At 61.8% G+C, this 22,873-nt stretch carries 23 protein-coding genes; 14 read left to right on the top strand and 9 right to left on the bottom strand.

Annotation, left to right across the window (positions count from 1 at the left end; all coding sequences use genetic code 11):
- Positions 1 to 43: 43 nt before the first annotated feature.
- Genes DXZ77_RS09740 through DXZ77_RS09750 form a run of 3 tightly spaced genes read right to left on the bottom strand, consistent with a single transcriptional unit; the run spans position 44 to position 2,720 of the window.
- Positions 44 to 826 carry an ATP-binding cassette domain-containing protein gene (locus DXZ77_RS09740; protein WP_115031798.1) on the bottom strand — a complete coding sequence of 261 codons (783 nt, stop codon included), beginning with the start codon at positions 824 to 826 and terminating at the stop codon, positions 44 to 46.
- Positions 823 to 1,872 (bottom strand): ABC transporter permease, encoded by a 1,050-nt coding sequence (locus DXZ77_RS09745; RefSeq protein ID WP_115031800.1) that lies wholly within the window; start codon positions 1,870 to 1,872, stop codon positions 823 to 825. The genes DXZ77_RS09740 and DXZ77_RS09745 overlap by 4 nt, the downstream gene beginning before the upstream one ends.
- Positions 1,869 to 2,720 (bottom strand): sugar ABC transporter substrate-binding protein, encoded by an 852-nt coding sequence (locus DXZ77_RS09750; protein WP_258553259.1) that lies wholly within the window; start codon positions 2,718 to 2,720, stop codon positions 1,869 to 1,871. Before DXZ77_RS09750 ends, DXZ77_RS09745 begins: the two co-directional genes overlap by 4 nt.
- A 398-nt stretch (positions 2,721 to 3,118) precedes the next feature.
- Here DXZ77_RS09750 and DXZ77_RS09755 point away from each other — a divergent pair, with 398 nt between their 5' ends.
- The 4 genes from DXZ77_RS09755 (at position 3,119) to DXZ77_RS09770 (ending at position 7,445) form a co-directional block, all read left to right on the top strand.
- A complete protein-coding gene (locus tag DXZ77_RS09755) occupies positions 3,119 to 3,862 on the top strand; it encodes a GntR family transcriptional regulator (RefSeq protein ID WP_115031804.1) in 744 nt (247 codons plus the stop codon).
- 304 nt (positions 3,863 to 4,166) lie between these two features.
- Complete coding sequence (locus DXZ77_RS09760; protein ID WP_115031806.1) at positions 4,167 to 5,780, top strand: MFS transporter; 1,614 nt, start codon at positions 4,167 to 4,169, stop codon at positions 5,778 to 5,780.
- Positions 5,781 to 5,824: 44 nt separating this feature from the next.
- Positions 5,825 to 6,745 carry a dihydrodipicolinate synthase family protein gene (locus tag DXZ77_RS09765; RefSeq protein WP_115031808.1) on the top strand — a complete coding sequence of 307 codons (921 nt, stop codon included), beginning with the start codon at positions 5,825 to 5,827 and terminating at the stop codon, positions 6,743 to 6,745.
- Positions 6,746 to 6,755: 10 nt separating this feature from the next.
- The gene (locus tag DXZ77_RS09770) at positions 6,756 to 7,445 is read left to right on the top strand and encodes an N-acetylmannosamine-6-phosphate 2-epimerase (protein WP_115031810.1); all 690 of its coding nucleotides are present in this window, start codon (positions 6,756 to 6,758) and stop codon (positions 7,443 to 7,445) included.
- Between the two features lie 12 nt (positions 7,446 to 7,457).
- On the opposite strand, the gene DXZ77_RS09775 is transcribed toward DXZ77_RS09770, so the two are convergent.
- A complete protein-coding gene (locus DXZ77_RS09775; protein WP_220181630.1) occupies positions 7,458 to 8,207 on the bottom strand; it encodes a FadR/GntR family transcriptional regulator in 750 nt (249 codons plus the stop codon).
- A 41-nt stretch (positions 8,208 to 8,248) separates the two neighbouring features.
- On the opposite strand from DXZ77_RS09775, the gene DXZ77_RS09780 reads away from it, so the two are divergent.
- Together DXZ77_RS09780 and DXZ77_RS09785 are read left to right on the top strand one after the other, a co-directional pair.
- Positions 8,249 to 9,157 carry an N-acetylglucosamine kinase gene (locus tag DXZ77_RS09780; RefSeq protein WP_115031812.1) on the top strand — a complete coding sequence of 303 codons (909 nt, stop codon included), beginning with the start codon at positions 8,249 to 8,251 and terminating at the stop codon, positions 9,155 to 9,157.
- Between the two features lie 148 nt (positions 9,158 to 9,305).
- The gene (locus DXZ77_RS09785) at positions 9,306 to 10,574 is read left to right on the top strand and encodes a threonine/serine exporter family protein (RefSeq protein ID WP_115031814.1); all 1,269 of its coding nucleotides are present in this window, start codon (positions 9,306 to 9,308) and stop codon (positions 10,572 to 10,574) included.
- Here the strand turns inward: DXZ77_RS09785 and DXZ77_RS09790 are convergent, their stop codons facing one another.
- Positions 10,575 to 11,177, bottom strand: coding sequence for a GNAT family N-acetyltransferase (locus DXZ77_RS09790; RefSeq protein WP_115031815.1), 603 nt, complete (start codon positions 11,175 to 11,177; stop codon positions 10,575 to 10,577). It lies immediately after the preceding gene.
- A 331-nt stretch (positions 11,178 to 11,508) separates the two neighbouring features.
- Between DXZ77_RS09790 and DXZ77_RS12630 the strand changes: the two genes are divergently transcribed.
- Positions 11,509 to 11,787, top strand: a complete 279-nt coding sequence (locus DXZ77_RS12630; RefSeq protein WP_115031817.1) for an IS110 family transposase — start codon at positions 11,509 to 11,511, stop codon at positions 11,785 to 11,787.
- Here the strand turns inward: DXZ77_RS12630 and DXZ77_RS11885 are convergent.
- The gene (locus DXZ77_RS11885; protein WP_147279264.1) at positions 11,721 to 12,212 is read right to left on the bottom strand and encodes a hypothetical protein; all 492 of its coding nucleotides are present in this window, start codon (positions 12,210 to 12,212) and stop codon (positions 11,721 to 11,723) included. The genes DXZ77_RS12630 and DXZ77_RS11885 overlap by 67 nt on opposite strands.
- A 127-nt stretch (positions 12,213 to 12,339) precedes the next feature.
- Between DXZ77_RS11885 and DXZ77_RS09805 the strand changes: the two genes are divergently transcribed.
- Together DXZ77_RS09805 and DXZ77_RS09810 are read left to right on the top strand one after the other, a co-directional pair.
- Entirely contained in the window at positions 12,340 to 12,678 is a 339-nt protein-coding gene (locus DXZ77_RS09805) for a PadR family transcriptional regulator (RefSeq protein ID WP_115031821.1), read from the top strand.
- Positions 12,675 to 13,400 (top strand): hypothetical protein, encoded by a 726-nt coding sequence (locus tag DXZ77_RS09810; protein WP_115031823.1) that lies wholly within the window; start codon positions 12,675 to 12,677, stop codon positions 13,398 to 13,400. Before DXZ77_RS09805 ends, DXZ77_RS09810 begins: the two co-directional genes overlap by 4 nt.
- 113 nt (positions 13,401 to 13,513) lie before the next feature.
- Here DXZ77_RS09810 and DXZ77_RS09815 read toward each other — a convergent pair whose 3' ends face one another.
- Together DXZ77_RS09815 and DXZ77_RS09820 are read right to left on the bottom strand one after the other, a co-directional pair.
- The gene (locus DXZ77_RS09815) at positions 13,514 to 13,837 is read right to left on the bottom strand and encodes an MFS transporter (RefSeq protein WP_115031825.1); all 324 of its coding nucleotides are present in this window, start codon (positions 13,835 to 13,837) and stop codon (positions 13,514 to 13,516) included.
- A complete protein-coding gene (locus DXZ77_RS09820; RefSeq protein ID WP_115031827.1) occupies positions 13,837 to 14,418 on the bottom strand; it encodes a TetR/AcrR family transcriptional regulator in 582 nt (193 codons plus the stop codon). Before DXZ77_RS09820 ends, DXZ77_RS09815 begins: the two co-directional genes overlap by 1 nt.
- Before the next feature lie 230 nt (positions 14,419 to 14,648).
- Here DXZ77_RS09820 and DXZ77_RS09825 point away from each other — a divergent pair, with 230 nt between their 5' ends.
- The 5 genes from DXZ77_RS09825 to DXZ77_RS09845 all read left to right on the top strand — a co-directional run bounded on the left by DXZ77_RS09825 (position 14,649) and on the right by DXZ77_RS09845 (position 19,464).
- The gene (locus tag DXZ77_RS09825) at positions 14,649 to 16,313 is read left to right on the top strand and encodes an FAD-binding dehydrogenase (RefSeq protein ID WP_115031829.1); all 1,665 of its coding nucleotides are present in this window, start codon (positions 14,649 to 14,651) and stop codon (positions 16,311 to 16,313) included.
- Between the two features lie 118 nt (positions 16,314 to 16,431).
- Positions 16,432 to 17,274: an undecaprenyl-diphosphate phosphatase gene (locus DXZ77_RS09830; RefSeq protein ID WP_115031830.1), complete on the top strand. Its 843-nt coding sequence runs from the start codon at positions 16,432 to 16,434 to the stop codon at positions 17,272 to 17,274.
- 153 nt (positions 17,275 to 17,427) lie between these two features.
- Positions 17,428 to 17,781 carry a VOC family protein gene (locus tag DXZ77_RS09835; RefSeq protein ID WP_181816110.1) on the top strand — a complete coding sequence of 118 codons (354 nt, stop codon included), beginning with the start codon at positions 17,428 to 17,430 and terminating at the stop codon, positions 17,779 to 17,781.
- A gap of 26 nt (positions 17,782 to 17,807) precedes the next feature.
- Complete coding sequence (locus DXZ77_RS09840; protein WP_115031834.1) at positions 17,808 to 18,344, top strand: YdcF family protein; 537 nt, start codon at positions 17,808 to 17,810, stop codon at positions 18,342 to 18,344.
- Positions 18,345 to 18,426: 82 nt separating this feature from the next.
- A complete protein-coding gene (locus DXZ77_RS09845) occupies positions 18,427 to 19,464 on the top strand; it encodes a lactonase family protein (RefSeq protein WP_115031836.1) in 1,038 nt (345 codons plus the stop codon).
- A 16-nt stretch (positions 19,465 to 19,480) separates the two neighbouring features.
- On the opposite strand, the gene DXZ77_RS09850 is transcribed toward DXZ77_RS09845, so the two are convergent.
- Positions 19,481 to 22,873 (bottom strand): DEAD/DEAH box helicase, encoded by a 3,393-nt coding sequence (locus tag DXZ77_RS09850; RefSeq protein ID WP_181816111.1) that lies wholly within the window; start codon positions 22,871 to 22,873, stop codon positions 19,481 to 19,483.

Consider the following 22,873-nt stretch of genomic DNA (forward strand, 5'->3'; position numbering starts at 1 on the left):
TTAGCTATCAATGGCAGCTTTTTGCATCTACTGATGCTCGTTGTTAGGGGCGGGTGAGTTCTGCTGCGAGGTCAGCGAGCTCGGTCCCGCCAGCCATGTGTGTGGTGAGCTCATCAACGGTGATATCGGCGCGGTCAGCTGCCAACGCAACCCTGCCCAGCGTGAGCACCACGAAATGATCACCCACCAAATAAGCATGCTGCGGGTTATGCGTAATAAACACCACCCCAATACCGTCCCTGCGCATCCGGTCGATATACCGCAACACCACACCAGACTGCTTCACCCCCAACGCAGCCGTCGGCTCATCCAACACTACCACCTTCGCGCCGAAAAACACCGCCCGCGCGATAGCGATACATTGCCGCTGCCCACCAGAAAGCGCCCCCACCGGACGATCCACATCAGGCACATCGATCCCGATCCTGCGCAACTCACGCCCCGCCACCTCCTTCATCGCCGCGACATCAAGACGACCAAACCCCCGTGTCAACTCATGGCCAAGGAAAAAATTCCGCCACACACTCAACAACGGCGCCAACGCCAAATCCTGATACACAGTCGCGATACCAGCAGCATGCGCCTGACGCGGCGAAGAAAACACTGTCGAAACGCCCTCCACCTCAAACGTGCCCGACGTATGCGAATGAAGACCCGCAATGATCTTGATCAACGTGGACTTACCGGCACCGTTATCGCCCAGAACACACGTCACCTCCCCCGCCCGGACAGTCAGATCCACGCCGCGAAGAGCATCAACATTGCCGTACGACTTACCAACCCCACTCAACCGCAACAGCGGCGCACCAGCAGCGACCTCACTCATCGCCCAGCCACCCTCCGCCGAATGTACAAATTCACCACACACGCCAAAAGCAACATCACCCCAAGAAAACTGGAGAACCAATCAGGGTTCCATCCCGCATAGTTGATGCCCAGCTGGGTCATACCGAAAATCAGCGCACCCGTGAACGCCCCCACCACAGACCCATACCCACCAGTCATCAAACAGCCTCCCACCACCGCGGCAATGATGAACACGAACTCCTTACCAACCCCCTCACCGGACTGCACTACCTGGTACTCAAACAACAAATGCATACCGAGAAGCCAGGCACAAAAACCAACAAACATGAACAACCCCACCTGCACAGCCCGCACCGGCACCCCCATCGCCCGCGCCGCATCCGGATCACCCCCCACCGCGAAAACCCAGTTCCCCACCCGTGTGCGCAGCAGCACCCACGACGCCACCGCCGTCAACACCACCCAATACACCACGATCGCGCGGACTGTCACCGGACCCACCTGCACACTGCTAGCAAACACGGCATGCGCGCTATCCCAGCCCTGCATGTCAGAGATCGTCGGAGAAGCAACAGAACCCGTCACCCAGCGAGTAACACCAAGGTTCACGCCCTGCAAAGCGAAAAAAGTCCCCAACGTCACCAAGAAACTCGGCAACCCGGTGCGTGTGAGCAGCCACCCGTTCAGGTAACCGACCCCCACAGAAACAAGCAGCGCGAACACCACCCCTACCCACACGTTCAACCCGAAATACCACGCCCCCAACGACGCCGACAGACCCGAGGTGGTAGCAGCCACCCCCGTCGACAAATCAAACTCGCCACCAATCATGAGGAACGCCACCCCCACCGCAACCACCCCGATCGTGGAAGCCGCATACAGCACCGTGCCCACATTCGCGATGTTCCGGAACGCCGGCGACACCGCGAAAAACAACACAAACACCGCAGCCAGCCCGAAAAACGACCCCACCTCCGGCCGCGTCAACACACCCCGGAACCAGCCACGATCACGGACACGGTCCTCATGTGCCCCCTCAACCACAGAAACCACGCCAGCACTCATCGTTTACCTGCCTCGACATAGCGAGAAACTGCGTCAATGTTTTTCGCGTCCACGAACGCTGGGCCCGTAAACACTGGCTGGCCACCACCAGTGACATTCCCGTTCGTTTTGTTCAACCACAACGCATCCACGGCCAAATAGCCCTGCAAATACGGCTGCTGATCAACAGCCCAGCGGATAGAGCCATTCTTGATATGCCGGACTGCTTCTTTAGAAAGATCGAAAGTCACCGTGGCCGCCGAACTACCCGCATCCTGGACCGCTTTCGACGCAGTGATCGCGAACGGAGCCCCCAACGCCACCACATGAGTAACAGATGGGTCTTCCTGGAGCTTGGCAGTGATCTTGGTTTGCACATCAGCCATGTCCGTGCCGTCGACATACAACTTCTCCGTGGCGGGGAAAGCATCTGCCACACCTGCGCAGCGCGCCTCATGGCCAACATTGCCTTGCTCATGGACGACGCATAGAGCTTTCTGCGCGCCCTCCGCTACAAGCCGCTCACCTGCCGCTTTACCCGCGACCCGGTCATCCTGCCCAAAAAACGACAACGCCCCCACCGACTTCCACGCTTCCTGACCGCCGTTGAGCCCCACCACGCTGATCCCTGCCTCGCGGGCTGCTTTCACCTGGGCACTCAACGCATCCGGTTTCGCCAAAGTGACAGCGATGCCATCGACTTTCTTATCGATGGCTTGTCGTATCAGGTTGGCTTGGTTAGCGCCGTTGGGATCTGAGGTGTATTCCAGGACGACGCCGTCTTTAACCGCTGCATCTTCAGCGCCTTTACGCACCACATCCCAGAACGTGTCCCCAGGAGCAGCGTGACTAATGAACGCGACCGTCATGAACTTGGGCGCTGCACCCACTACTTGAGCGTTGCGTTCAGCATTGAGGCGCCCCCCTGTGGCGGAACAGCCCGCCACCGCGAAGGTCACCGCGAATAACGCGCTCAGCGAGAGCATGACACGTCGTGAACGCTGCACGCCCATCCCCCTCTTTCGTGACCTGTGTGCGGTCGTTTGTGCAGGCACCGAACGGCACCACCGCGACTGTACCAATCTTCAAGTATTGACATGAAAGTCAACACATCACTGATTCTGCTGCGAATTCACCCGAAAACACGGGATCTACCGCTGCACAAGCAATCCGTTCCGAAGATTATGTCCAGACATAGATACCTAGCTTGGCGAACGGTCCTCATTCATCGCACTCCCCCCGCTCAACGCCACCTATCCTGGAAGACGTGACCCGCGAACTGCCCGTTGACATCGACCGGAGCAGCACCGTTCCCCTCTACCAACAGCTCGCCACCCAACTCACCGCCGCCATCCACAACGGCACCCTCAGACCTGGGGACCCCATCGAGAAAGAGGTCGACCTCGCCCACCGCCTCGACCTGTCCCGACCCACCGTCCGTCAAGCTATCTGCGAAATGGTCACTCGCGGCCTACTCGTACGCCGCCGCGGCATCGGCACCACCGTCGCTCACCAAGTCACGCACCGACGCGGCGAGCTCACCAGCCTCTACGACGATCTCCTCCAAGCCGGACACGAACCCCGCACCGAACTGCTCACCCTCGACACCGACTCCACCTACCCACCAGCTGCCGAAGCGCTCCACCTGCCCTCGCACACCGGGCTAGTGAAAATCGAACGCTTGCGCTACATGAACAACCAGCCCCTAGCGATCCTGTGCAACTGGCTCCCACCGGCTTTCGCTGAGGTGACCGCCACCGAAATCGACCACGGCAGCCTCTATGCGTGGCTGCGCAGCCACGGACAACGCCCTTGCGTAGCCCAACAAACCATCGGTGCACGCTCCGCCACCGCACACGAACGCCGCCACCTACGCCTAGAAGACCCACACATCCCGGTCTTAACCATGGCTCGCACTGGTTTCGACGCCACCGGCACCCCCCTGGAATACGGGGAGCATCGGTACCGAGCTGACCGATACACATTCGGCCAAACCGTCCACGAAAGCTGACCCAGCCCACCCGGTCACACTCAGGGCGTTTACCCGGCGCGAGCAGCATGGATTGCGCCACACCCAAACAGAACCCCTTGAAGAGCAAACACCTCAAGCTATTCGGTAGTGGTGGATTACCGGGTCTGGTTTACCCCGTGTGACAACACGCACTCGTGAACACTCCACACCAGACATTGGACGTCCTACATCTAGGGTGTGGAGTACCCACCAACCACATCAGAAAGAAACCACCACACACGGACACATCCACCACACACCCTGCGAGCCCCCCGTTCCTCCACTACACCGAGATAGGAGCCACGTGACTACGGCAACGGCGCCCAGCACTTCGTGGCGCACTGAACTCACCCCCACCCAATGGAAATCATTCTGGGCTGCCTGGGTCGGATACCTGCTAGACGGATTCGACTTCGTCATGATCACTCTGGTCTTGACAGAAATCGGCACAACATTCCAGGTCAACGCCGCAATGACCGCGACCTTGGTATCAGCAGCCTTCATAGCCCGATGGTTCGGTGGCCTCCTACTCGGAGCAGTCGGAGACCGCTTCGGCCGCAAAGAAGCCATGGTCATCTCGATCCTCCTTTACGCAGGAGGATCAGTCCTATGCGCAATCGCCCCCTGGTTCTGGGTGATATTCGCTGCCCGCGTCTGCATCGGCATGGGCATGGCCGGCGAATACGGCTCCAGCGCCACCTACGTCATCGAATCCTGGCCCACCCACCTACGCAACAAAGCCTCCGGATTCCTCATCTCCGGGTTCTCCATCGGCGCCGGAATCACCGCACAGGTCTACGCCCTCATCGAACACCTATGCAGCGCAACCCCCGCCGAACCATACGCCTGGCGCATCCTGTTCGCGCTGGGGATCATCCCGATCGGTTTAGCACTGTGGCTACGCCGCGCACTCCCCGAAGCCGGCGACTACGCCCAGATGCGCGCCGAACAAGAACGCCTAGAAGCAGCCGGCCACACAATTCAACGCACCGACATGGTCTCGATCCTGTTCGCAACCACCACCAGTCGCAGCATCGCCAACGTCGCAGCAGCACTCGTAGCGTTCTCCTCACTCGTAGTGCTCTACCTGTTCAAAGACAGCGTTTCCGGCGGAATCCAAATATTGCTATGGGCACTCGTAGCAGCAGTAATGGTCAGCTACATGGTGCAGTTCGAAGGGCGCCGCTGGCCGGTCGGAGTGGGCGTGATGCTCACCGTTTTCGCCGCATTCATGTACTCCTGGCCCCTGCAAGCCCTGCTCCCCACCTACTACAAACAAGCCCTGGGAATGAGCACAGAAGTGGCATCAAACCTGGTCACGGCCACATCCTTCGGCGCCGCAGCAGGCTGCATCATGGCCGGATTCCTCGGAGACCGGTTCGGCACCCGCAAGGCCTACTGGTGCTCGCTGCTGTTCTCCGAAGTGTTGATCCTGCCAGTGTTTCTAATCAGCCGAGACATGGTGCATTCCTCGCTCTGGTGGATCGTGCTGCTCGGCGTGTTCATCTTCGTGCAGCAAATGTTCGGGCAAGGAATCGCTGGGCTACTACCCAAGTTCATCGCCAACTATTTCTCTGTTGACAAACGCGCCGCAGGGCTCGGGTTCTCCTACAACGTCGGTGCCCTCGGCGGAGCAATCGCACCCGTTCTCGGCATCGCCCTGGCCGGCGATCCAAAAACCGGCTCCGGAGGGTTACTACCCGCCGCATGGGGGCTGGGCTGGACGTTATGCATCTTGTCCCTCACGTTCACCGCAATCGTCATCGCCATGATCGCCTTCAACTTCCCCTACCAGTTGCAGAAACTTTTCGCCCCCGAAGCCATACGCCCCACCGACCGAGCAGATTTCGAAACAGCGCAAAAAAACATGCTGCTCTCCCGAGAAATCGTCAACGAAAAACCGCCCGCACACGCCTGAACACGTTCATCAACCAACCAAGCTAGAAACGGAAAAACACCCCTATGAGCACTGCTTTCACTGGCGTTATCCCCCCAGTAGTCACCCCCTTAACCGAACAGGGAGAACTCGACATTCCCTCCTTCGAGAAAGTGATCAACCGTCTCCTTACCCACGGCGTCGACGGCCTCTTCATTCTCGGATCAACCTCCGAAGTGGCGTTCTTCGAAGATGACATGCGCGACCACGTCCTACAAGAAGCAGTACGCATCACCGCCGGACGCGCACCCATCCTGGCTGGCGTGATCGACACCGAAACTCGGCGAGTAATCAGCCACATCCGCCGCGCCGAACACATCGGAGTCGACGCTGTCGTCGCCACCGCGCCGTTCTACGCCATCACCGGCCCCACCGAAATCAGTAACCACTTCCGTGCACTCCATCACGCCACCAACCTGCCTATCTTCGCCTACGACCTGCCCGTATGCGTTCACGTAAAACTGCCCGTAGACCTCCTTGTCGAGCTGGGGAGAGAAGGCGCCATAGCCGGAGTGAAAGATTCTTCCGGTGACGACGTCTCCTTCCGCCGTCTGGTCACAGCCAACAAAGCCGCCGGGTCACCTCTATCCGTGCTGACCGGGCACGAGGTAGTCGTTGACGGAGCGTTCATGTCCGGGGCCGACGGTGTTGTTCCCGGCTTAGCCAATGTTGACGCCCGCCCCTACGTCGCCATGTACAAGGCCTATCGTGAAGGCGACTGGGCTGCGGTACGCGCCGAACAAGACACAGCCGCAGCCCTGTTCGAGATCGTGTTCGCCCCGGTCGGTGTCACTGGCCCAGCAGCCGGAGTCGGCGCCTTCAAAACAGCGATGCACCTGCTCGGCATCATCACCAGCAACACAATGAGCGTTCCCACCCCCACCCTCACCGGGGAAAACGTCGAACGCGTAGCTGCCGTGCTGCGCCGCGTCGGCATGCTCCAATAAACCCCTGCCCATGCGGAAAGAAAACACGATGATCGAGAAAATGCGCGGCGGACTCGTAGTGTCCTGCCAGGCCTACCCAGGTGAACCCCTACGCCACCCCGAAACCATGGCCCAAATGGCTGCCGCTGTTGAACACGGCGGCGCTGTCGCTGTGCGGGCCCAAGGGATCGCTGATGTGGCAGCAGTCAAAGGACGCACCACAGTCCCTGTTATCGGCATCTGGAAAGCCGGCGAACAGGGAGTTTTCATCACCCCAACCCTGCGTCACGCCCGCGCTGTCGCACTTGCTGGCGCCGACGTGATCGCCCTGGATGGAACCCGACGCCCCCGCCCCGACGGACTCACCCTGGCCGAAACAATCACCCGGTTCAAAGAAGAGTTTGACCTTCCCGTCATGGCCGACTGCGGATCCCTCGCCGATGGCCTAGCCGCAGCCGAAGCCGGGGCAGACCTGATCGGCACCACCTTGTGCGGATACACCGATGAACGCCCCCGCAGCGACGGACCTGACCTAGAAGTCATCGAACAGCTGGTGCACCACCTCGATGGTGCACGCCCAGTAGTGGCTGAAGGACGTATACACACCCCCGCTCAAGCACGACAAGCACTCGACCTAGGTGCACACAGCGTGGTGGTAGGAACAGCGATCACCCACCCCACCAGCATCACCGGATGGTTCGTGAACGCCCTGCAGCAGTGAAGAACACACAGCTCACCGCGCAGCGCGGTGAGCCAACGCCAACCGGGAACGAATGTCATCGAAGTGATGCCACATCGCCTGCCGCGAAGCGTTCGGGTCATCCCCCATGACGCACTGAGCAATCAGCAGGTGCTGCTGGCTCGTGGCACTGACCGCAGGAGTTGACGGGATGCGGTCCTGCGCGCAATGGAACGCATCCCAAAACACATCAATCAGCTCCGTAGCTAAGGCATTCGAGACACCGGAGTACAGCAACTGGTGAAAAGACCGATCGTCTTCAGCGTGAGAGGACGTCCCATCCATCCGGGAGGCCAACTCCATGAGCCGCTGCCCCGTCTGCGGCGACAACGTCCCCGTCACTTCTGCCACCAGTGAGCATTCAAGCAATGCCCGCACTTCAACCAGCTCCCGCATGCCTGCCAAGTCGCGACAGCTATCCCCACCAGTAGGTGACTTCAGTGACCGGAACACCAGACTCGGCCGGATCGCGTCAATCGATGCCGCGCCCACATACGTGCCCAGGTCACGACGAACTTCAACAATCCCCAAAGCTCGCAGCTCCCGAATCGCTTCACGTACCGTGCCGCGCGCCATCGTGAACTGCTCAGCTAGTTCCTGCTCCACCGGCAGCGGATCTCCCTGAACCAGATCGGAGGCAAGGATCCAGTCGAAGATCGCGCGGGCGGCAGGGTTCAAATTCGCACCTACCACCTGGGGAAGAGCAGCACACATGGAGGCATCCTCCCAGAGGAACGAACACATATTGCTCTTACCTCAACCACAATCTACAAGGAGAAACACTTATGACCGCCACCACCGTGGCCCTTGACGTAGGACAGTCTGGGACGCGCTGCCGCCTAACCAGCCATGAAGGCTTAATCACCCAGCATGAACGGCCCGGCATCACCTCTTCAGCGCCAGCACTATCCCAGATCGCCGCGATCATCTCCTCGCTGCCACTAACCAGCCCAACCCGGGTGCTGGTAGGCGCCTCTGGAATCAGCACCAATGACACCGCCAATCAACTACTGACACTGCTACCCGCTGCTGTCACCGAGGTTCGGCTCGCTCATGACTCAATCACCAGCTACCTGGGCTCAGTAGGAAACACCACAGGAGTAGTCACTGCTGCAGGCACAGGAGTAGTCACAATCGCAGCAGGACGCCACGGCCTCGCCCGCGTCGATGGGTGGGGGCATCTGCTCGGCGATGCCGGATCCGGCTATTGGATAGGCCGCGCCGCTCTTGAAGCCGTACTGCGTGACTTTGATGGGCGTGGCCCACACACTGCCCTAACCTCCCTCGTGCAGGACACGTTTCCTGATCTGGGCAGCGCATACGTGCAGCTCCAGTCCGATCCCGATCGAGTGCGACGTATCGCCGCATGGGCGAAAACCACAGCTGAGCTAGCCGCAACAGATGCGGTGTGCCGCACCATCTGTGAAGAAGCAGCCACACAGCTAGCGCACTCAACTATCACTGCACTGCACCGCGTAGGAGAAGACAACCGCACCGACCCTGCCGTGTGCACCGCAGGCAACGTATTCACCAGCAACCTCATCCGCGCCAGCGTGCAAGCCCAGGTCCGGGACCGTTTCCCTCAGGCACGCATCACCACCTGCGCCGGGAGCTCCCTGGAAGGAGCCGCCCTGCTCGACACCCTAGATGCTTCATCGGTGCTGTTCACACACATCTCCACCGCCAACCGGTGACCCCTGCCCTCCAGACCCCACACAGAACACGACCACACCCCAATACCCCCTCACCGCTCCCACCTCCCTACCCTGGAACAGAACCAACATCAGCTCGCCCCGGCCCTGCCCGGGCCACCCCCTCACGTCCCTGCCAGGAGAGGACCCCATGCAGCCGCCCGCCCCCCTTGCCGACACCGAGCTGCGCCGACTCCTCACCTACCTGGCCGCTGCCGCCGTTGCCGGCGGCCAACCCGTCCACGAGGTGGAAGCCGACATCCGCCGCCTCGCGACACGTTTAGGACACACCGGCGTCCAAGTGACGGCATCCCCCACCGGCATCATCCTCTCCCTCGGCGGAGGAACACCTGCCACATTCGAGACCGTCGAAGGCACCCTGCGCCTAGACCAAAGCGCCGACGTCCACGACATCCGAGCCGGACTCATGCGCGGCGACCTCACCCCCACCGACGCCCTCGAACGCCTCTCCCGCCTGCGCGCCATGCCACACAGGTACGGCTTCGGCGAATTCAACGGCGGCATGCTCTGCGTCGGCGCCGGCATCGCCCTCATTCTCCAACCCGCCTGGCCAAGCATCCTCTTCGCCGTCCTCGCAGGCCAGGTCACCGCCACCCTCATGCGCGCGTCCCGTGGGCGCGCCGCCCTGGGAGCCATGCTCCCGTTCCTCGTCGCGTTCCTCGTCGCCGTCGGTGCCTTCGGAGCCGCGATGGCTGGCCTCATCGACAATCCCATCCGCAGTCTGCTGCCACCGATCGCCGTCCTCCTGCCCGGGGCGCTCATCACCACCGGCATCTCCGAACTCGCCAGCGGCGCCATGACGGCAGGAACCTCCCGACTCGTGTTCGGCGCGGGCCAGCTACTCCTCTTCTCACTGGGTATCGCGGGGGCAGCATGGATCCTGCGCATCCCACCATCGCTACTCGACACAAGCACCCGCGGTGACCTCGGCTTGTGGGCGCCATTCGTCGGTGTTCTGCTCCTGACGGTCGGCATCAGCGCGATGGAGTCCGTCCCACCGCGCCTCATCGGCTGGATCGCCTTCATGCTGACAATCACCTTGACCGCCCAGATGATCGGCCAGAACCTCTCGGGAGCGCCGTGGTTCGGTGCCTTGCTCGGCGCGATGGTTGCCAGCTTCGGCGCCGCCATCATCGAGCTCTACCGGCCACAGCTTCCCCGCCTCGTCATCTTCCTACCCGCGTTCTGGCTGCTCGTGCCCGGCTCCCTGGGCCTGGTGTCGGTAGCACAACTCGGACTCGCCCCCGCCACTGCCGGCGCGACGCTTCTCATGTCCGCGGAGATCTTCTCCTCCATCGCACTGGGCATCATGCTCGGATCCACTGCTGCCCGCGGAATCACCATCGCCCAACGTCGCCGCCACGCCGCGAAACGGCGCCGATCAGCCCAAACCTCCTGATCACCCAGCGCTGCGCCACATACGAACCTGCGCCTCAGCGCCACCAGCTGCCGCTGAGGTACCGATGTCAACGAACCCCTTGCGGGCGTACAAGCGGACGCTGCCAGGAGTAGTGGCCTCGAGATAGCAGGGGTATTGACCAGCGCGGTCGATGCCGTGATCCAGGAGCATGCCTCCGATACCTTTCCCCGGCGTGGTCACTCCCATGAAATGCAGATACCAGTGCGGGGTGCTCGGGTGTGTCCGAGCATCGCGGACCTCCTGAACGAAGATAGTGGCGATGCGCCACCCCAACGCCGGCACGAGAGGCCCGTAGATCCGGGCCCGTTCCCGCACGGACAAGTCGAGTTCCCCCGGCGCCAGCCACGCCGCCGCACCCACGACCGTCCCGTCCTCGACGGCGACGTCGATAGCCCCTCGCCTCAGGTGATGCTGCGGCAACAGACGCTCCATCCACGCGCTGAACAGCGGCTCCTGATTTTTCGCGCCGCCAAGCATCCCCCTGGTCACAGGATCATCGGCGAACGCCCTCGCCAGCACGGCCGCCACGATAGGCATCTCATCGGCACGGGCGGATCGGATCTCGATGACAGAATCAGCCATACTCCGATCTTCCGCGACACCACCCACTCCCGGCGCCCCAACCCGACACGTTTCACTCAAAACCACACCCAAGAAACGCCACACGAACCGTTACCTTCTTCGCGCCCCGATGATGAGGGGGCGTCCTCCAGGCCCGGCATGACTAATCGCCCCTGTCGAACGCATGATCCCCCGCGAGACGCCAACCGGGCCTGGTGACGTCGTTGGACTGCTGGTATGGACACGGCCCGCGACAGTGCTCGTGAGGTCTCAACGCAGACGTAGGTGCCGGCATCCGACGCCCGACTGGTGACCAGCGGAACATAAGTCCGTCGCTCATCAGGAGGTTGCGATGCACGGTCTACTCGACCGCTCTTACGCGGTGTACCTCGGCCTGGACGTCAGCAAAGGCGAACACCACGCCTGCGCCCTGGCCCAGGACGGGAAACGCTTGCACGACAAACCATTGTCACAAGACGAAACCCGCATCAAAGATGCTGTACAACAAGCTCACGGCCCACGGGGCCGAACTCTGTGCCGTGGACGCAACGGGGCGGGGCCGGGTCAGTCCTGGTCGAGGAGACTCAGGAGGGGAACGCACGCGCCCCACAGAAGACCGGTCGTCGTGTAGGGGTGTTTGACGCCGCGACGCGCGAACCATCCTGCGACCACGTCGTCGGTTTTCTGTCCGAGCACCATGCCACCGGCGAGTCCACCGATGCCGGTCGCGGCTGCAGCGACGGCGACTGCCGGGCGGTAGGCCTCGGGGATGAGTTCCCACAAAGCGGCGATCTGCATTTCGTCGGAGGAGTCGTCCTGAGCGTTGGACCCCGATTCGGGGCGGGCGCCCTCTGCCGCCTTCTCACGGTCCAGCGTGGCAGAGCGGATTCCTACGACTCCGGCAGCCGCGGCGATGAGACTGGCTCGGACGAGGCGTCGCGTGACACGGCTGTCCGTGTAGTCCGGGAGGGCGCTCCACGCCACCCCGACGAGCACTGATACGGCCATGACGACCGGATCACTCGACATTGACGAGGAACGGTGCAGATCAGTCATGCCACCACCCTGGCAGAAGCGACGTGACGAAACCATGACGACCACACGCATGACACGGCGACGCCACCAAACAACTAGTCCGACTATCTGAATAGACAGACTTACTACATAGGCGTACTGTCTAGTTATGGCCGAACAACCCTGGCCGAGCGACTGGCTCCGCGGCCTGCTATCCCTGGCAGTGCGACGGGTCCTCCTCGACGGCCCCACCTACGGATATGCCATCTCCACCGCCCTGACCGACGCCGGATTCGGCGACATCAAAGGCGGCACGCTCTACCCCCTGCTCACCCGCCTCGAAACCTCCGGTGACGTAGTCAGCGAATGGCACGAAGGCGACGGCGGACCCGGCCGCAAATATTTCCGCCTCACCCCCGACGGCGAGGCCCGATTCCATGACGAGGCAACACGCTGGGCCGAGTTCGCCCGACACACCACAGACTTCATCAGCAAGGAGAGGACATGACCACCCTGAGCGCCAACCAGAAGTGGATCGACGATTTCGTCATCGAGCTTCGACTCCGCGGAGTCGGCGGCGCCGCCATCGGCGATGCGGCCGCAGCTGCCGAATCTCACGCCACCGAGGCCGGTGAGTCCCTTCCCGACGCTTTCGGCGATCCCCGCACCTATGCGCGCAACCTGGAGTTCAGCCCCGACGCGATGGCGACGACCCTCGTACGGGACTGGGCGGCGGTACTCGCCCCGGTCGCCTGTGGCCTCATAGCACTGTGGCTCGGCCCCACGACGGCTAAGGCGGCGCGCGTTGGCAGCGAGGTTCCAGTGACGTGGGGAAACCTGACCGAAGCAGTTGTTCTCACCCTGGGCGTCGTCCTCCTAGCCAAGGCGTTGCGGGCCGTCGTGGATCACCTCGTCATCGCAGCGCTGATGATGGGCGGCATCGTGGCCGTGGCAGTGGCGTCAGGGGCCCTCATCACAGCTCGGGCATTCGAGCTCCCCATCTGGGTCGCGGCGGCCCTGACCGCGGCACTCCTCATCGCCTCAGTCGCCCTCGAACGCCGCTCCGAGTCAGCGGCCGAGGATCGGGTCATCGACCCCCTCACCGGCACCGGCCGCTTCGACGACGACACCCACACCAGCCGCTGGACCGAACGCGCATACCGATACCAGGTATGGTTTTTCCCCATCGCCACCATCGGCCTGTCCGCCCTGGTCTGGTTCCTCGCCTAACTTCGAACGTCGCCTCGACCTTCCGGCCACCGGCTCTGCGTGACAGCACACCACTCGGACACCGGCCCCTTGCCCCGCCCTGCGAGCACCCGGTAGATGCTTGAGCATGCAAATCACGACTCTGCACGGCATGCGATGAGGGAGCCCATTGATGTGGATGCCATGACCCCGCATGTGCCCATGCCGAAGACTGTCAATCCCCAGGCGTACATTCGCCAAGCTCCCACGCGATCGGTGAAGATCCCGGCGACCGGCAGGACAAGGGTGGACGTCAGTAGATAGGCGCTGGTTACCCAGGCGTAACAGGCGGGGTGTCCGAGCTCGGTGACGATCGTTGGTGTCGCGGTTGCCAGCAGGGTTTGTTGCAGCGTGGAGGCCACCATCCCCAGCAGGGCCGTCGTCAAGGCGCCCTTCGGATGCAGGGATGGGGTGGTCATTAGACCGCCAGCGCTGACAGCGCTAATTCCAGTTGCGCCGATAACTGGTCTGCCAGGGGGCGGTCGCTCTGGCTCCAGGCCCAGGCAGCAACCGGAGCGAAGTAGGCAGAGGCGAGCAGCATCACTGCGGAGTCGAGGTTGACAGGGCGGAGCTCATTGGCGGCCATCCCGTCCCTAATGATCGTGGCGAGCAGTTGCAGGAGCGGTTCGCGAGAGGATGTCACGTCTCGGCTGGTCAGCGTGGACAGGCACGCGATGCACATCTGCCGAGCTGGCTCCTCGTTCGCTGCGAACCAGTCGGCGGCGGCAGCGAAGATGGACCTCAGTCGCTCGGGTGCCGCTGCCTCGGGGCGATCTGCGGCTTTCATTGTGTCGAGGACCTGTTCGCCGAGGAAGGACAGCACGTCCTGCTTCGTTGCGAAGTATGTGAAGAAGGTGCCCTTGCCGATGTCGGCCGCCTCGGAGATCTGCGCCACGGACGTCCGTTCGAATCCTTGGGCTAGGAACAGGGCCATCGCCGCTTCGACGATCCTTTGTCGTGTGGACTCCTTGCGCCGCGCCACTCGCGCGCTCGTAACCATAATATTATGGTTACTCTATTCATGACCGCGGTCAACATTGCATAGCTGACTCATTCAACCGACGATGTTGTGCGGGGTTCGGGTTTGCAAGGAAGACATCAACGCCCCCACAACGCCCACCAGCCACCACACCCTCACCCAGCAGCACCCAACCACGGGGTTACTGTTCCAACAGACAGAAACTGCCTAAAAAGGCAGCGAATACATTTGGGCGAGAGGCAGATAACAACGTGGACGCGGACATCATCGTCGTAGGAGCCGGACTAGCCGGCCTCGTAGCCGCAACAGAAGCAGCAGATGCCGGCCGACGCGTCCTGATCATCGACCAAGAAGGCGAACAAAACCTCGGCGGACAAGCCTTCTGGTCCCTCGGCGGACTGTTCTTCATCGACTCACCCGAACAACGCCGCATGGGCATCAACGACTCACACGAACTAGCAACCCAAGACTGGTTCGGCAGCGCACAATTCGACCGCGAAGAAGACTACTGGCCACGCCAATGGGCCAACGCCTACCTCGACTTCGCCGCCGGTGAAAAACGCGCCTGGCTCCGATCCCTCGGACACCGCATCTTCCCCATCGTCGGATGGGCCGAACGCGGCGACGGCCGCGCCGAAGGACACGGAAACTCTGTCCCCCGCTTCCACATCACCCGCGGCACCGGCCCCGCCCTGGTCAAAATCTTCGAACGCCGCATCCGCAAACACGCCAAAAACGACCGCATCCGCTTCGCCTTCCGCCACCGCGTCGACGAACTCATCACCACCAACGGAGCCGTCACCGGCGTCCGCTGCGCCATCCTCGCCCCCGACGACGCCCCCCGCGGCGCCGCCACCAACCGCGACATCACCGGCGAAACCGAATTCCACGCACCCGCCGTACTCGTCTCCTCCGGCGGCATCGGCGGCAACCACGACCTCGTCCGCCGCGCCTGGCCACAACGCCTCGGCACCCCACCAAAACACATGGTCACCGGCGTCCCCGCACACGTCGACGGACGCATGCTCGCCATCACCGAACGCAGCGGCGGACGCATCATCAACCCCGACCGCATGTGGCACTACACCGAAGGCCTCCAAAACTGGGACTCCATCTGGCCCAACCACGGAATCCGTATTCTCCCCGGCCCTTCCAGTCTCTGGCTCGACGCCACCGGAAACCGACTCCCCGCCCCCTACTTCCCTGGCTTCGACACACTCGGAACCCTGCGCCACCTGCGCACCACCGGATACGACCACAGCTGGTTCGTTCTTACCCAAAAAGTCATCGAAAAAGAATTCGCCCTCTCCGGATCCGAACAAAACCCCGACCTCACCAACCAAAAAATCGGGCTCATGCTCTCCCGCATCGCCAGCCGCGGCGCCCCCGGCCCCGTCGAAGCCTTCAAAAAACACGGAGCCGACTTCATCGTCGCCGACACCATCCACGACCTCGTCACCGGCATGAACACCCTCGAACCAGGCCCCAACGGCACCGGCCTCATCGACGAAGAAACCCTCGCCCACCTCATCACCTGCCGCGACCGAGAACTCAACAACGAAGTCACCAAAGACACCCAACTCACCTTCATCCGCGAACACCGCCGCGGCTGGGGAGACCGCGTCCTACGCACCGCCGCACCCCACGCCTTCAGCAACCCAGCCAACGGCCCCCTCATCGCCGTGCGCCTACACGTCCTCACCCGCAAAACCCTCGGCGGCCTCGAAACCGACCTCCAAGGACGCTGCCTACGCCACGACGGAACAGCAGTCCCCGGCCTCTACGCAGCCGGAGAAGTCAGCGGATTCGGCGGCGGCGGCATGATGGGATACAACGCCCTCGAAGGCACCTTCCTAGGCGGGTGCCTATTCTCCGGCCGACAAGCAGGAAAAGCGATGGCCCAAGCCCTGGCCTAACACCACCAGCCCTGCCCCACCGGCACGATTGTTAGCATCCTGCACAGGCGGCGCCCCCAAACAACAACCTCACAGGCGCCGCCATCACCCACCAAACACCCAACCCGTAAGGACACGTATGGACTGGGGCCAAGCGCTCTCTCTCGGCGTCGTACAAGGACTCACCGAATTCCTCCCCATCTCCTCCAGCGCACACGTGTCCCTCGCCGGCCGTTTCTTCGGCAAAGACCCCGGCGCAGCATTCACCGCCATCACCCAGCTCGGCACCGAAGCCGCCGTCCTCCTCTACTTCCGTAAAGACATCGGCCGTATCGCCAAACGCTGGTGCAAAGCCGTCACCGGAAAAATCCCCCACTCCGACCCCGACGCCCGCATGGGCTGGCTCGTCATCGTCGGCTCCATCCCGATCGGTGCCCTGGGCATCGTCCTATCTGACCTCATCAAAGGCCCCTTCCGCAGCCTCTGGGTCACCGCAACAATGCTAATCGTCTTCTCCGCTGTCATTTGGTTCGCTGACCGCAACGCACGCCAAACCAAAGACCTCACCAACCTCACCATCAGCGACGGGCTCCGCTACGGACTCTGGCAAGCCTGCGCACTCATCCCCGGCGTTTCCCGCTCCGGCGGCACCATCTCCGGCGGACTCCTCATGGGATACAGCCGCGAAGCAGCCACCCGCTACTCATTCCTCCTAGCCGTGCCCGCCGTCCTAGCCTCAGGCTTCCAACAACTGTTCGATATCAGCTCTGACCCAACCCCACCAGCCTGGGGCCCCATCATGGGCGCCACAACCGTGTCTTTCTTCATCGGATACGCCGTCATCGCATGGCTGCTGCGCTACGTCTCCACCCACAACTTCACCCCCTTCGTTATCTACCGCATCGCCCTAGCCATCGGCCTCATCATCGCCCTCAGCACCGGCACAATCCCCGCCATCGACCCCGGAACCAGCCAATCCTGACCTCTCCCCCGGCGATCTGGCTCCTCCTGACCCACCGCACGGGTTAAACACCCATGCCCCAACAAAGGGCACCCAAACTCCAGCGATCCACCGCCACCTGCCCGATGAGGAATGCAGAAACACACCCCGCGGCAGCGAGAAGGAAGGACCACCATGCTCGGCTTCCACGTGACCATCGTCCCTGCTCCTGACCTAGCTGCCTCCCGTTCCTTCTACGCCGCTCTCACTGGAACCGACCCCGTAGTCACCAACGACGAATACGTCGGTTTCCAAATCGAAAACATGCACCTTGGCCTTGATCCTCACGGCACCCCCTCCCCCAAAGGAATCACCCCCTACTGGTCCACCGAGAACATCACCAATCTGCTGCGAATCCTCGCCGACAACGGCGGAACCGTTTTGACTACCCCGTTCGATGTGGGTGGTGGACGTCTCATTGCCAGGGTCTCTGACCCTGCCGGTAACGTCATCGGCATCACTGAAGACCCCGAACCAGCTCCAGCCTGACCTGCAAGCAAAGGAGAAGCGCCCCGATGCCACCTCGCCTGCGCATCAAACGCATCATCGCGGCCGTTGTCGCTGCTGCGCTGGCCCTCATCGTGGCTGTCCCCGCTGGCCTTGTTTTCTTTCCTGTTGCTGATGAGCCCACAACATCGGATGCGATCCTCGTCGTAGGACCCCCGTTTCCGGGACGAGTTGCTTTAGCTGACAAGCTCATGCGCGAAGGGAAAGCCCGCACCCTAGTTGTGGCGACTTTTGCTGGTCAAGAACGCCGTCAAGGCGTAACCATCTGCAACCAGAAGCAGCCTTACCCGGTTGAATGCTTTGTTCCTTCGCCTTACACCACGCGCGGTGAGGCGCAGAACTTCTCGCAGATGGCGCAGCGAAATAACTGGAATTCGATGCAGGTGATCACGTTCTGGCCGCACGCGAATCGGGTACGAACTCTTGTGAATCGGTGTTTTGACGGCAAGGTTGATGTTCTTGTCGCCCAAGACCATGTGGGCGCCCATGAGGTACTGCACCATATGGGCGGCTGGGCCAAGATGCTGACCTATTGGAGCTGCTGAGCAGCTCCAATCTCGTTCTGTTCTTGCATCATCAGATGTTGGATGAGCACAAAGAGTTGCTGGGGCGGCATAGCCTGGTTGCATGACATACCTGGTTCTCACAGCCAATGCTGGTGATGGCACCATCTCGACTTTGCGACTGACTCCACGTGAGGATGGTTCTGCCGCGGCGATGGATGTGCTTGCGACAAGCCCAGGCGGTAAAGGAAACTCGACTATCGCGGTCGATGCGCGTCGTGACTTGGTGTACACGACATATAAGCCCGCTACAGACAAAGACCAGGCTGGTATTGCGGTGCTTGAGCTGGACCGCTCCTGCGGCGCGCTGACTGAACTGCACCGGTTCGATGTCGATGCAAGTCTGGCGTATCTAGACCTGTCTGATGATGGTGAATTTCTTGTGGGGGCCAGCTACCACGGTGGTTTTGGTGCTGTATGGCGGGTGCGCGATGGGGTGATTGGTGAGCAAACCTCCCGGGTGGAGTTCGCGAACGTGCACTGCAGCCGGGTAGTGGGTGACCGGGTGTATTTCGTTGCGCTGGGTGATGATTTGGTGGCGCAGTATCAGTTGTTGCCCAATGGGTCACTGGTGGCTTTGGGTGGGGAAACCGTGGTGTTGCCTTTCGGTAGCGGGCCTCGCCATCTGGTAGTTGATGGCGATAACGCGTATGTGGTGACAGAGTTTTCTGGTGAAGTGATGCGCCTTTCGGTGGGAGTAGATGGTGCGCTGTCGCCAGGTGAGGCGATGTTGCAGGTGCGCCCTGATTCAGGGTTGCGGCACAGCCGGTTTGGGGCCGACCCGTTGGCAGAGGGGCTGGTGTGGGGTGCGGATGTGCATATTGCGGGTAGCTGGCTATTGGCATCGGAGCGGAATGCCTCGACGTTGGCGGTGATTAGCAGGGATGAGCAGGGTGTTTTGGGTCAGGTGGTGGACATAGTTACCACGGAAAAGCAGCCTCGTGGCTTCGGTGTGACGCCAGATGGCCAGTTTGTGGTGGCAGTGGGAGAAAAATCGACGACAGCGCGGCTATACCGCGTGAGTGAAGAAGGATCGCTGCTCGATATTGGGTCTGCGCAGGTTGGGGCCGGCGCGAACTGGGTCAGTTTCATCGAGGCCTGATCTGTTGTTGGTCGTTTCAGTCGAGAAGGTTGCGTAGGTCTTCGACGGTGAGTGCGCCGCGCAGTGAAGCTGGATCGTTGAGGATTGTGTCTGCGATGTGGCGTTTGTGCTCTCCCAGGGCGATCACTTTGTCCTCAATGGTGTCTGTGGCGACCAGTCGGTACACCATCACTTGACGGTGTTGGCCGATACGGTGCGTACGGTCGATCGCTTGTTGTTCAGCAGCGGGGTTCCACCAGGGGTCCATTAAGAACACGTAATCGGCTTCGGTGAGGGTGAGTCCGACTCCGCCTGCTTTGAGGCTGATAAGGAACACGGGCGCATCACCCTCACGGAATTCTTCGATGACGGCGGCGCGGTTCCGGGTTGCCCCATCTAGGTATGTTGTTGTGATTTTTTCGTCGCGCAGCCGTGTCTGCACCATGTGTAGGTATCGAGTGAATTGGCTGAACACCAGGGCTCGGTGACCTCCGTCGATGACTTCGCGGAGCAGGTCCACGAGTACGTCGATCTTTGTTGAAGATATTGACGTCATAGCTGGGTCATCGGGGACGACTAATGCTGGTGCTAGGGCGAGCTGACGCAGCATCGTCAATGACGAGAAGATCGCTACTTTGTTGCGGGCCATGTCTTCGCTGAGTTTGAGGACACGGCGGCGTTCTCGGGCTAGGCGGGTGTCGTAAGCGCGTCGGTGTGCTGGTGCGAGCGCTACACGCACGGTTTGTTCTTGTTTGGGTGGCAGGTCGGCGGCGACGTCTTCTTTGGTGCGGCGTAGCAGCATGGGGCTGATGCGTTTGAGGAGGTGTTCTGCGCGGGTGGGGTCGGTGCCTTCTTCGATGGGGCGGCGGTATGTGTCGGTGAAGGTTGCGGGGTCGGGTAGGAGGCCTGGTGAGGTGATGGACAGTAATGCCCATAGGTCCATGAGGGAGTTTTCGACTGGGGTGCCGGTGATGGCGAATCGGATGGGGGCTTTGATGTGGCGTAGTGCGCTGTAGGTTTTGGATTGGTGGTTTTTCGCGATGTGGGCTTCGTCGAGGATCATGCCGCTCCAGGGGATTTGGGCGAATTCTTTCTCGTCGATGCGGGCGATTGTGTAGGTGGTGATGACCAGGTGGGCGTCGGCGATGCGGTCGGTGATGGTGTGTTTGGATTTGCCGGTGGTGGTCAGGGTGGTGATGCGTAGGTCGGGGGTGAAGGTGGTTGCTTCGTTTACCCAGGTGTTGACGACGCTGGTGGGGGCGATGACCAGGAGGGGGTTGTTGTCGAGTTCGCCGTTGTCGTGTGCGGCTGCGGCGGCGGCGAGGACTTGGAGGGTTTTTCCTAGTCCCATGTCGTCGGCGAGGATGCCGCCGAGTTTGGCGTTCCAGAGGCGGCGCATCCAGGTGTATCCGTGGATTTGGTAGGGGCGTAGGTTGGCGTGGAGGGTGGCTGGTAGTTGGGGTGTGGCGTGGGGGGTGGTGAGGGTGTTGATGCGTTCGCGCCAGGTGGTTGCTTCGTGGGTGATGATGCCTAGTGCGGTGAGGTGTTCGTAGAGGCCTAGGTGGGCTGGGGTGATGTGCAGGGTGGTGCGGTCAGGGTCGATGAGGTGGCGGGATTCGTCGATGAGTGTGCGTAGTTGTGTGAGTTCGGGTAGGTCCAGGGGGAACCAGGCGCCGTTGGGGAGCATGATGTGGGTTTCGCCGGTGGCGAGGGCGCGGAAGAGTTCGGTGAAGGTGATGGTGTGGTTTTCGACGCGGACGGTGATGCCGAGGTTGAACCAGTCGGTGTGTTTGAGGCGTTGGGCGCCGCGAGCGGGGCTGGTGGTGCCGAGGTGGTCGTCGATGCGGAATTCGATGGTGGGGGTGCTGGGGGTGGGGTGGTATTCGGGTGGGTTTCCTTCGGTGGTGATGTGGATGTTGGGCAGGGTGGTGAGGGTGGGTAGGAGTTGGGTGGCGACGGTGATGAGGTCGGTGCCGCTGTAAGACTGGGTGGGGGTGAGGGTGGGGTGTCCGGCGGTGTTGGTGATGAATCCTGGGGGTGTTTTGGTGGTGGGGATGGTGTTGATGAGGTGTTGTTCGGCGGTGGTGTCGCGGTGGGGGTAGGTGGTGGCGGGGGTGTTGCCGTAGGTGATGGTGCTGGTCAGGGTGACGCGGTGGTTGGTGGTGAAGCGGGCGTGGATGTGCAGGGTGGGGTGTTCGGTTTGGGGCAGGTTGATGGTGGTGTCGGTGGTGAGGGTGATGTGTTGGCGTAGGGCGGGTAGGAAGTGGGTGGTGAATCGGGGGATGTCGGTGGCGGGGATGCGGATGGGTAGGGGGCCGGTGGCGAGTTGGCCGATGGTGGGGGTGAGTTGTGTGGTGAGGGGGGCTAGGAGGAGTTGGGTGTCGGTCCATAGGGCCATTCCGTGGGGGGATGTGCCGATGAGCCAGGGGTATGTGGTGGGTGGGGTGGGGGTGGTGAGGGCGCCGGGGAGGTTTTCGTTGAGGTTGAGTTCATGGTGGTGCAGGCGCAGGTTGAGGAGGATGTCGGTGGGGGTGGTGGGTTGGGCGGGGGTGGCGTGCATGTGCACGGTGGCGGGGGTGGTGAGGATGTGGGGGGTGGGTAGTTCGTGGCCGATGAGGTCGATGCCTGCGTTGGTGGCGGCGGTGAGTGCGGGCCAGATGTTTTCGCCGAGGGTGGCTAGGGGGAGTTCGTCGGGGATGTTTTGGTAGGAGTAGCGGTTGGTTAGGCGCAGGCGGCGGATGGCTATGAGGGCGTTGTAGTGGCTGGGGATGAGGGTGTTGCGGTGGTTGTCGAGGTTTTCCCAGGTGATGCCGGTTTTGACCCAGCGGCCTGAGGGGCCTTTTTTCATGGGTCGGATGGTGATGTCTGGGGTGGTGGTGGGTGTGGTGGCGCCGAAGCGTTTATAGGTGGGGCGGGCTTGGGTGAAGCGTAGGGCTGCGGGGGTGTGGTGGGTGGTGGGGGTGGGGGTGCGTTGGGTGGTGGTGAGGGGGTGGAGGAGTTGTTCCCATTCGGGGGTGGCGGTTGGGGGTGTTTCGGGTGGGGTGGGGGTGGTTGTTCTGCCGAGGTTGATGTTTTCGTTGCCGGGGCGGGTGCGGGTGTTGCGGGCGGTGATGATGGTGGCGAGGGTGTGTTTGCAGTCTTTGCGTAGGGGGCAGGTGCAGGTGCAGGTGAGCCAGGTGGTGGTGTCGTGTGTGTGGTGGCGGATGTGTGTTTCGTAGGGTTCGGGGCAGTTTCCGGTGACGAGGGCGCCGATGGTGGTGTGGCCGTCGGTCCATAGGTCGGTGACTTTGTTGAGGTGGGCGTAGGAGTGTGCGCGTTGGAGGGTGGTGGTTCCGTAGCGGTTGCGTAGGTGGGTGTCGTCCCAGTGGTCTAGCCATTGCAGGTCGGTGCGGTCGAAGGCGTGGGGGTGGTGGTTTCGACGCGTCGCCAT

Source organism: Dermatophilus congolensis, assembly GCF_900447215.1.
Taxonomy (GTDB): domain Bacteria; phylum Actinomycetota; class Actinomycetes; order Actinomycetales; family Dermatophilaceae; genus Dermatophilus; species Dermatophilus congolensis_A.

Coding starts and splice junctions, on each gene's coding strand:
- DXZ77_RS09845 (WP_115031836.1), top strand. CDS start 18,427: ATGACATACCTGGTTCTCACAGCCAATGCTGGTGATGGCACCATCTCG.
- DXZ77_RS09805 (WP_115031821.1), top strand. CDS start 12,340: ATGGCCGAACAACCCTGGCCGAGCGACTGGCTCCGCGGCCTGCTATCC.
- DXZ77_RS09850 (WP_181816111.1), bottom strand. CDS start 22,873: ATGGCGACGCGTCGAAACCACCACCCCCACGCCTTCGACCGCACCGAC.
- DXZ77_RS09835 (WP_181816110.1), top strand. CDS start 17,428: ATGCTCGGCTTCCACGTGACCATCGTCCCTGCTCCTGACCTAGCTGCC.
- DXZ77_RS09750 (WP_258553259.1), bottom strand. CDS start 2,720: ATGACGGTCGCGTTCATTAGTCACGCTGCTCCTGGGGACACGTTCTGG.
- DXZ77_RS12630 (WP_115031817.1), top strand. CDS start 11,509: ATGCACGGTCTACTCGACCGCTCTTACGCGGTGTACCTCGGCCTGGAC.
- DXZ77_RS09765 (WP_115031808.1), top strand. CDS start 5,825: ATGAGCACTGCTTTCACTGGCGTTATCCCCCCAGTAGTCACCCCCTTA.
- DXZ77_RS09785 (WP_115031814.1), top strand. CDS start 9,306: ATGCAGCCGCCCGCCCCCCTTGCCGACACCGAGCTGCGCCGACTCCTC.
- DXZ77_RS09840 (WP_115031834.1), top strand. CDS start 17,808: ATGCCACCTCGCCTGCGCATCAAACGCATCATCGCGGCCGTTGTCGCT.
- DXZ77_RS09810 (WP_115031823.1), top strand. CDS start 12,675: ATGACCACCCTGAGCGCCAACCAGAAGTGGATCGACGATTTCGTCATC.
- DXZ77_RS11885 (WP_147279264.1), bottom strand. CDS start 12,212: ATGACTGATCTGCACCGTTCCTCGTCAATGTCGAGTGATCCGGTCGTC.
- DXZ77_RS09830 (WP_115031830.1), top strand. CDS start 16,432: ATGGACTGGGGCCAAGCGCTCTCTCTCGGCGTCGTACAAGGACTCACC.
- DXZ77_RS09820 (WP_115031827.1), bottom strand. CDS start 14,418: ATGGTTACGAGCGCGCGAGTGGCGCGGCGCAAGGAGTCCACACGACAA.
- DXZ77_RS09780 (WP_115031812.1), top strand. CDS start 8,249: ATGACCGCCACCACCGTGGCCCTTGACGTAGGACAGTCTGGGACGCGC.
- DXZ77_RS09740 (WP_115031798.1), bottom strand. CDS start 826: ATGAGTGAGGTCGCTGCTGGTGCGCCGCTGTTGCGGTTGAGTGGGGTT.
- DXZ77_RS09770 (WP_115031810.1), top strand. CDS start 6,756: ATGCGGAAAGAAAACACGATGATCGAGAAAATGCGCGGCGGACTCGTA.
- DXZ77_RS09745 (WP_115031800.1), bottom strand. CDS start 1,872: ATGAGTGCTGGCGTGGTTTCTGTGGTTGAGGGGGCACATGAGGACCGT.
- DXZ77_RS09790 (WP_115031815.1), bottom strand. CDS start 11,177: ATGGCTGATTCTGTCATCGAGATCCGATCCGCCCGTGCCGATGAGATG.
- DXZ77_RS09775 (WP_220181630.1), bottom strand. CDS start 8,207: ATGTGTTCGTTCCTCTGGGAGGATGCCTCCATGTGTGCTGCTCTTCCC.
- DXZ77_RS09815 (WP_115031825.1), bottom strand. CDS start 13,837: ATGACCACCCCATCCCTGCATCCGAAGGGCGCCTTGACGACGGCCCTG.